7 protein-coding genes are annotated in these 8217 nt (G+C 68.6%); 5 read left to right on the top strand and 2 right to left on the bottom strand.

Features of this window, described 5'->3' with window-relative positions; genetic code table 11:
* The 5 genes from Q0R63_RS13415 to Q0R63_RS13395 all read left to right on the top strand — a co-directional run.
* Nucleotides 1–796: 1-deoxy-D-xylulose-5-phosphate reductoisomerase (locus tag Q0R63_RS13415; RefSeq protein ID WP_295698085.1), on the top strand; the 796-nt coding region annotated here is incomplete at its 5' end.
* Nucleotides 793–2145: a site-2 protease family protein gene (locus Q0R63_RS13410; protein WP_295698082.1), complete on the top strand. Its 1353-nt coding sequence runs from the start codon at nucleotides 793–795 to the stop codon at nucleotides 2143–2145. The genes Q0R63_RS13415 and Q0R63_RS13410, both read left to right, overlap by 4 nt.
* Nucleotides 2146–2282: 137 nt before the next feature.
* Nucleotides 2283–3236 (top strand): hypothetical protein, encoded by a 954-nt coding sequence (locus Q0R63_RS13405; RefSeq protein ID WP_295698080.1) that lies wholly within the window; start codon nucleotides 2283–2285, stop codon nucleotides 3234–3236.
* 165 nt (nucleotides 3237–3401) lie between these two features.
* Nucleotides 3402–4565: a flavodoxin-dependent (E)-4-hydroxy-3-methylbut-2-enyl-diphosphate synthase gene (gene ispG, locus Q0R63_RS13400; protein WP_295698079.1), complete on the top strand. Its 1164-nt coding sequence runs from the start codon at nucleotides 3402–3404 to the stop codon at nucleotides 4563–4565.
* 115 nt (nucleotides 4566–4680) lie between these two features.
* On the top strand, nucleotides 4681–5526 hold the full coding sequence (locus Q0R63_RS13395) for a GNAT family N-acetyltransferase (protein ID WP_295698077.1): 846 nt from the start codon (nucleotides 4681–4683) through the stop codon (nucleotides 5524–5526).
* Between the two features lie 159 nt (nucleotides 5527–5685).
* On the opposite strand, the gene Q0R63_RS13390 is transcribed toward Q0R63_RS13395, so the two are convergent.
* Together Q0R63_RS13390 and mmsB are read right to left on the bottom strand one after the other, a co-directional pair.
* On the bottom strand, nucleotides 5686–6783 hold the full coding sequence (locus Q0R63_RS13390; protein WP_295698075.1) for a sugar-binding protein: 1098 nt from the start codon (nucleotides 6781–6783) through the stop codon (nucleotides 5686–5688).
* An 84-nt stretch (nucleotides 6784–6867) separates the two neighbouring features.
* On the bottom strand, nucleotides 6868–8172 hold the full coding sequence (gene mmsB, locus Q0R63_RS13385) for a multiple monosaccharide ABC transporter permease (RefSeq protein WP_295698071.1): 1305 nt from the start codon (nucleotides 8170–8172) through the stop codon (nucleotides 6868–6870).
* Between the last annotated feature and the right edge of the window lie 45 nt (nucleotides 8173–8217).

Raw genomic sequence — 8217 nt, 5'->3', positions numbered from 1 at the left:
CAGCGCCATCGCCCAGTGCCTGCGCGGGGGGTCGGTCGCCGAGGTGCGGCGGTTGGTCGTCACGGCGAGTGGCGGGCCGTTCCTCGGTCGGCGCCGCGAGGAGCTGCACGACGTCACCCGGGAGCAGGCCCTCGCCCACCCGAACTTCGCGATGGGACCCGTGGTCACGACGAACTCGGCGACCCTCGTCAACAAGGGCCTCGAGGTGATCGAGGCGCACCTGCTCTTCGACATCCCCTTCGACCGGATCGACGTGGTCGTCCACCCGCAGCAGATGATCCACTCGATGGTCGAGTTCGTCGACGGGTCGACCATCGCGCAGGTGTCGCCGCCGAGCATGCTCATCCCCATCGCGATGGGCCTGGCCTGGCCCGACCGGGTGCCCGACGCCGGTCCGGCCTGCGACTGGACCCGCGCGGCGACCTGGGAGTTCCTCCCGCTCGACGACGAGGCGTTCCCCGCCGTAGCCCTCGCGAAGCGCGCGGGGGTGGCGGGCGGCACTGCTCCTGCGGCATACAACGCGGCCAACGAGGTGTGTGTGCAGGCGTTCTTCGACGGCCGGATCCGGTTCACCGAGATCGTCGACACCGTCGCCAGGGTCGTGGAGGAGCACCTCAAGTCGACGGCTGGGACTGTTTCGGCGGGTGCGGATCCCGTCGCGCTCGATGTCGACGGTGTCCTCGCGGCCGACGGCTGGGCGCGGGCGCGTGCGCGGGAAGTGCTGGGACTGGGGGATGATGGGGCGGGGCTCGCGGGACACGGCCTCGTCCAGCAGGAGCGGAAGGACAGCAGTTGACCGTCGTCGCCTTCATCATCGGTGTGCTCATCATCGTCATCGGGGTGGGCATCTCGATCGGCCTGCACGAGATCGGCCATCTCGTGCCGGCCAAGAGGTTCGGCGTCAAGGTGACCCAGTACATGGTCGGCTTCGGCCCGACGATCTGGTCGCGCAAGCGGGGCGAGACCGAGTACGGCATCAAGGCCATCCCGCTCGGCGGCTACATCCGGATGATCGGGATGTTCCCCCCGAAGCCGGGGGAGGACCCCTCGATGCTCCGGGCGTCCTCGACCGGACGGTTCTCGCAGCTGATGGACCAGGCGCGGCAGCAGTCGATGGAAGAGGTCGGGCCGCAGGACCGTGACCGGGTCTTCTACAAGCTCGCGGTGCCGAAGAAGGTCGTCGTCATGCTCGGCGGCCCGGTGATGAACTTCCTCATCGCGGCGGTCCTGATGACCGGGATCATCACGATCTACGGCGTCCAGGTAGCCAAGGACGGCGCCCTCGTCTCGTCCGTGAGCCAGTGCGTCGTGCCCGCCTCCGCCTCCGCCCAGACCGCGTGCAAGGCGACCGACCCCAGGTCGCCGGCATTCGAGGCAGGCCTGCTGCCCAAGGACCTCATCACCTCGATCAACGGTGTCCGGATCACGCCGGGGACCGCGCTGGGCGACCTCATCCGCCCGCGAGCCGGCGAGGCGACGACCATCGTCTACGTGCGGGACGGGGTCACGAGGACGACCTCGGTCATCCCGGTGAAGAACCAGGTGGGACAGATCGGTCCCGACGGCGCGCTGCTCAAGGATGCGGCAGGCAACCCCGTGACGGTCGAGGCCGGCTTCCTCGGCGTGACGTCGCAGTCGCCCATCGCGGTGGAGCGGCAGTCGGTCACCGCCGCGCCGGGCTACATCGGCGACGCGCTCGGCAAGACGGCCGGCGTCTTCCTCAACATCCCGCAGAAGATGGTCGGCGTCTGGCACGCGGCCTTCAGCGGTGCCGCGCGCGACGCCAACGGGCCGATCTCGGTCGTCGGCGTCGGCCGGATCGGCGGCGAGGTCGCGGCGGCCGACCTCGGTCCGGACGGGTTGAGCACGAAGATCGTCTTCCTGCTCAACATGATCCTGTCGCTCAATCTCGCCCTCTTCGTGTTCAACCTCATCCCGCTGCTGCCGCTCGACGGCGGCCACGTCGCGGGCGCGCTGTGGGAGGGCGTGAAGCGGTCGTTCGCGCGGGTGACCGGCCGTCGCGACCCGGGCTATGTGGACGTGGCCAAGGCCCTGCCGATCGCCTACACGATGGCCGTCATCCTGATCAGCATGTCGGCGCTGCTGATCTACGCCGACCTCGCGAACCCGGTCAAGCTGTTCTGACGGGACGCCTTTCGGGGTGGTGGGCGTTCAGAACGGGGCAGCTGACCACTTCTGCACCTTGGCCTCGCGTCCCCGTGTACCACCGCGTCTGTGGATAACTCTTCTGGCCGCGCCTTCGTCGGGTCAGGCTGGTCCCCATGACAACGAACGCCGCATCGCTCGACCTCGAGCCGCTCGACCTCCGGACGCCATTCACCAGCGCCGAGGCAGCGGCAGCCAAGATCTCGAGGCGGCGCCTGACCTCAGCGGAGTTCGTTCGCCTCGTCCAAGGGATCTACATCTCGCGCAACGTCACCCGGACGGTCAAGATCCGGGCGACTGCGGCGCTGAGGCTCGCTCCACCCGTCGCCATCATCAGCCACCACACGGCGGCCCTGCTCTGGGGCGGCGCCGTCCCGGGCAGCTCCAAGATCCACCTCATCCTCCCGGCCAAGCTCAACTGTCAAAAAGTCGGGATCCAGTCACACCGGTTCCTGCATCCACCCAAATCGTTACTGCACCAGGGGATCCGGATCACTGATCCTGATCGGACCTTCTGCGATCTCGGGAGCTACCTCGACCTCGTCGAGCTCGTCGTGCTGGGAGACCGGTTCGTCCGCCGGTCCGTCACGACGCCCGAACGGCTCCGGTTCGAGGCGAACAACTGGACGGGTGACCACGCCACGGTCCTCCGGCGGGCTGCCTTGCTCGTCCGGGAGGGAGTCGACTCCCCGCCGGAGTCACGGCTGCGGATGCTCGTCGTTCTGGCAGGTCTGCCTGAGCTCACGGTCAACGACAAGATCCGTCATCCCACGACCGGGGACGTCGAGCGCCGATTCGAGCTCGCCCACGAGGCCCTGAGGCTCGCCATCGAGTACCAGGGTCGCCATCGCCGCGATGCCGAGGACGTCTGGGCCTCGGACATCGAGCGGGAGGAGGAGGTTCGCGAGCGACGCGACTGGCGGATCGTCCAGATCATCAGCGACGGGCTGAACAAGCGCCCGCTGCTCACCCTGCGTCGGATCGACCAGGCGCGGGTCCAGCGCGGTGCTCATCCCGTCGTCTTCCGGGAGGAGTGGCGCCGCTTCTTCCCGGGCGACGAGGTCAACTGATGCGGCAGCGTTCAGAACTGGGCAGCTGAAGCCTTCCGAACGCCGGCCGGGCGCGGGCAGCGTTCAGAACTGGGCAGCTGACGACGTCTGGACGCCCGACGTGACCCACGGCATACCCCCCGGCCCACGGCAGCGGCACCTCGCGCCAGGAGCGATACTTGAGGCATGACCATCTCGCTCGGTATGCCGGCGGCTCCGGCCCCCGTCCTGGCTCCCCGCCGGAAGACCCGCAAGATCAAGGTCGGCAAGGTCGAGGTCGGTGGCGACGCCCCCATCTCGGTCCAGTCGATGTGCACGACGCAGACCACCGACATCAACGCGACGCTCCAGCAGATCGCCGAGCTCACGGCGACCGGGTGCGACATCGTCCGGGTGGCCTGCCCGACGCAGGACGACGCCGACGCGCTCCCGGCGATCGCCCGGAAGAGCCAGATCCCGGTGATCGCCGACATCCACTTCCAGCCCAAGTACGTCTTCGCCGCGATCGACGCCGGCTGCGCCGCGGTCCGCGTCAACCCCGGCAACATCCGCAAGTTCGACGACCAGGTCAAGCAGATCGCCCAGGCGGCCAAGGACGCCGGCGTCTCGATCCGGATCGGCGTCAACGCCGGCTCGCTCGACCCGCGCCTGCTGGAGAAGTATGGCAAGGCCACGGCGGAGGCGCTCGTCGAGTCGGCCGTCTGGGAGGCGGGCCTCTTCGAGGAGCACGACTTCCACGACTTCAAGATCTCCGTCAAGCACAACGACCCCGTCGTCATGGTCAAGGCTTACCAGCAGCTCTCCGAGCGCGGCGACTGGCCGCTCCACCTCGGCGTCACCGAGGCCGGCCCGGCGTTCCAGGGCACGATCAAGTCCTCCGTCGCGTTCGGCGCGTTGCTCTCCCAGGGCATCGGCGACACTATCCGGGTCTCCCTGTCGGCCCCGCCGGTCGAGGAGGTCAAGGTCGGCAACCAGATCCTCCAGTCGCTCAACCTGCGCCCGCGCAAGCTCGAGATCGTCTCCTGTCCCTCCTGCGGTCGTGCGCAGGTCGACGTCTACACCCTCGCCGACCAGGTGGCCGCGGGCCTCGAGGGCCTCGAGGTCCCGCTCCGCGTCGCCGTCATGGGCTGCGTCGTCAACGGTCCCGGGGAGGCCCGCGAGGCCGACCTGGGGGTCGCGAGCGGCAACGGCAAGGGTCAGATCTTCGTCAAGGGCAAGATCATCAAGACCGTCCCCGAGAGCCAGATCGTCGAGACCCTCATCGAGGAGGCCATGCGCATCGCCGAGGGCATGGAACGGGCCGAGGACGGCGATGTCGACGGAGCGAAGCCCACGGTCACCGTCGGCTGACGACGGGACGGAGGCCGGCCCGAACAGGGAGCCGGCCACCCAGCCACGCCACGACGTGAAGACTCGTCATGCCGCGGTAGTCGACACGGCCCGCGACTACCGGAAGTATTGGCCCATGCTCCGCACGAGCTCACCCGTGCGCGCCCTCTCGAACACCGATCGTGACGAGGCGCTGGAGCTCTGCGCGCGCGATCCCACCACCAACGTCTTCGTCGCCTCCCGCATCGAGGAGGGCGTCCTGCGGGCGATGCCCGGCTCGCTGCTCGGCTACCGCGTCGACGGCGAACTGCGGGGCATGTGCTGGGTCTCGGCCAACGTCGTCCCCGTCGAGTGCGACCCCGAGGCGCTCGAGGCGATCTCCGTGCGGCTGCGACGGTGGCACCGTGGCTGCGCCTCGATCTTCGGTCCGACGGACCAGGTCGAGTCCCTGTGGGAGCTCCTCGCCCCGCACTGGGGTCGGCCCCGGTCGATCCGCTGGCGACAGCCGCTGATGGAGACGTCGACGCCGCCGTCCGACCTCGGACTCGTCATCGACCCGCGCGTCCGTGTCGCCCGCGACGACGAGGTCGACGTGGTGCTGCCCGCCGCGGCGGCGATGTTCACCGACGAGATCGGCTACCCGCCTTACCACGGCTCCTCCCGCGGCTACCGCTCGCTCATCGCCCAGCTGATCCAGGACGGCCACACCTACGTCTGGGTCGAGCAGGGCGAGGTCCTCTTCAAGGCCGACGTCGGCTCGGTGGCGGTCGGCGCCGCCCAGATCCAGGGTGTCTGGCTCGCCCCCCGGCTGCGCGGACAGGGCCTCGCGGCACCCCTCATGGCCGCGGCCACGGCCCTCATCCTCGCCGACGTCGCCCCCCTCGCCACGCTCTACGTCAACGACTTCAACGCCGCTGCACGAGCGACCTACCGCGCCATCGGTTTTGCCGAGGTCGGCACCTTCACCACCGTCCTGCTCTAGCCGGGCACCGACCGGCCGGAGCAACGGCGCGGCATACCCGCCAACGCCTTTCGTCCGTATGCCGCCTCGTCCCCGCACGCCGACGGCCCGCCTCCCCGAGGGGAGACGGGCCGCGCGCTGCCGCCGGTGACCGGCGACCTGTGTGCTGTGCTGCTCGACCTACTTGGTGTACTGCTCGAGGCTCGTGCCCTGGTAGGCCGCGGCCGCGTTGTCCTTGGTGACGATCACCGGGGGGAGCAGGTCGGCCGGGACGACCTTGGTGCCGTTGTTGTAGGACGTGGCGTCGGTGACGGTCGGCTTGTCACCCTTCTGCAGCGCCTCGATCATCTTGATCGTCTCGGCCACGAGCTTCGTCGTGTCCTTGTTGATCGTGGAGTACTGCTCGCCCTTCATGATCGACTTGACCGACTCGACCTCGGAGTCCTGACCGGTGACGATCGGGATCGCCTTGCCGGCCTGCTTCACCGAGGTGATGATGGCGCGGGCCAGGGTGTCGTTGGGGGAGAGGACACCGTCGAGGGTGGTGCTGCCGTAGTGGGCGGCGATGAGCGTGTCCATCCGCTTCTGGGCGTTCTCCGGCTTCCAGCCCTGGGTGACGACCTGGTTGAACGCGGTCTGGCCGGAGGTGACCTTGAGGGTGCCGTCGGTGATCTTCGGCTGGAGGACCGACATCGCGCCGTTGAAGAAGACCTGGGCGTTGGCGTCGTCGGGCGACCCGGCGAAGAGCTCGATGTTGTAGGGGCCGTTGGGCTTCTTGGCCTTCATGCCGTCGAGGAGCGCCGTGCCCTGGAGCACACCGACCTTGAAGTTGTCGAAGGCCGCGTAGTAGTCGACGTTGGCCGTGTTGAGGACGAGGCGGTCATAGGCGATGACCGTGGCGCCGGAGTCCTTGGCCGCCTGGAGCTGGGTGCCGAGCTGCTTGCCGTCGATCGCGCCGACGACGATGACCTTGGCGCCCTTGGTGACCATGCTGGAGATCTGGTTCTGTTGCTCCCCGACACCGCCGTTGGCGAACTGGACGTCGGCGCTGAAGCCGGCCGCGGCGAGTCCCTTGTTGAACAGGCCCTCGGCGAGGACCCAGTTCTCCGAGGTCTTCTGGGGCAGGGCGACACCGATGACGGCGTTGGCGGCGAAGCCGCTCTTTGCGGCGCTCCCGGTCGAGGCGGCGCCGGGGGTCGTGGTTGACGACCGGCCGCACGCGGACAGGGCGAGGGCGGCCGCCGCGGAGACGGCCAGCACCTTGGCGAAGGTACGCATCTGTACTCTTTTCATGTTCTTGCACTCATCGACGAGTGCGTCCAACGCGTCCCGAGCGGCGCCCGGGACGTGGCTCTGGTGAGGTCAGCCGGACTGACCGATGGTCTCCGACGTGCGTGCCGTCTCGGTCTTGGCGGACGGCGGCACGGAGGTGGGATCCTGGGGGTCGTCGGTCCCGCCGCCGCGGCCACCGCGGGCCCCGCGCAGCAGCAGCCCGGTGATCGAGGGCTTGCCCTGGCGCTTGTTGTAGACGTCGAAGGCGACGGCAGCAAGCAGCACCAGGCCCTTGATCATCTGCGTCGCGTCGGCGCCGATGCTCTCGATCTGGAGACCGTTGTTGAGGACCGCGATGACGAGCCCACCGACGACCGAACCGACGACCGTTCCCACTCCACCGGTGACCGCGGCGCCGCCGATGAACACGGCGGCGATGGCATCGAGCTCCCAGCCCGTGCCGTCGAAGGGTCCTGAGGCGGTCGACCGGGCGACGAACATCATGCCGGCGAGCGCCGCGAGGACGGACATGTTCATCATGACGAGGAAGTTGATCCGCCGGCTCTTCACCCCGGAGAGCTCGGCCGCGTTCTTGTTGCCGCCGACCGCGTAGATGTGCCGTCCGGTGATCGTCCGGTTGGAGATGAAGCCGTAGATCAGGACGAGCGCCACGAGGATCAGGCCGGAGTAGGGGAAACCCTTGGTCCCCGAGGCGAAGAGCAGCATCACGCCGAAGATGACGGCGCAGATGAGGGTCAGCCGGGTCCACGTGATCCACGCGTCCTCGACGGTGGCGCCGATGCGGACGAGCTTGGCACGGCCCCGGATCGAGCCGATGATGATGCCGACGCAGGCGACGACGCCCAGCAGGATGGTGAGGTTGTTGTAGCCGGTGCTCGGGCCTACCTCGGGCAGCGTCCCGGCACCGATCTGGATGAAGTCGCTCGGCACGGTGACCGAGTTGGACTTGCCCACGAACTGGTTGGCACCGCGGAAGAAGAGCATGCCGGCCAGGGTCACGATGAAGGCGGGGATCCCGACGATCGAGACCCAGAAGCCCTGCCAGGCTCCGGCCACGGCGCCGACGACGAGGCCGAGCACCAGCGCGAGGTACCAGGGCAGTCCCCAGTTCTGGATCGCCGTGGCGACGACGATGCCGACGAAGGCCGCGACCGACCCGACGGACAGGTCGATATGGCCCGCGATGATCACCAGGACCATCCCGACCGCGAGGACGAGGATGTAGGCGTTGCCCTGGATGATGTTGTTGAAGTTGTTCGGCGTGATGATGAGTCCGCCGCTCCAGATCTGGAAGAAGAGGAGGAGGGCGACCAGCGCGATGATCATCCCGAGCTGCCGGGTGTCGCCCCCGAAGATCTGCTTGACCTTGTTCATGCGGTTCGTTCCTCGGTGTCGGGGTGGGTCGGGTGGCACAGCAGG

Origin of the sequence: Lapillicoccus sp. (assembly GCF_025353065.1) — a bacterium.
Lineage (GTDB): Bacteria > Actinomycetota > Actinomycetes > Actinomycetales > Dermatophilaceae > Lapillicoccus.
The sequence above is the reverse complement of the archived record's forward strand: the minus strand, read 5'-3'. Positions and strand labels throughout refer to the sequence as shown.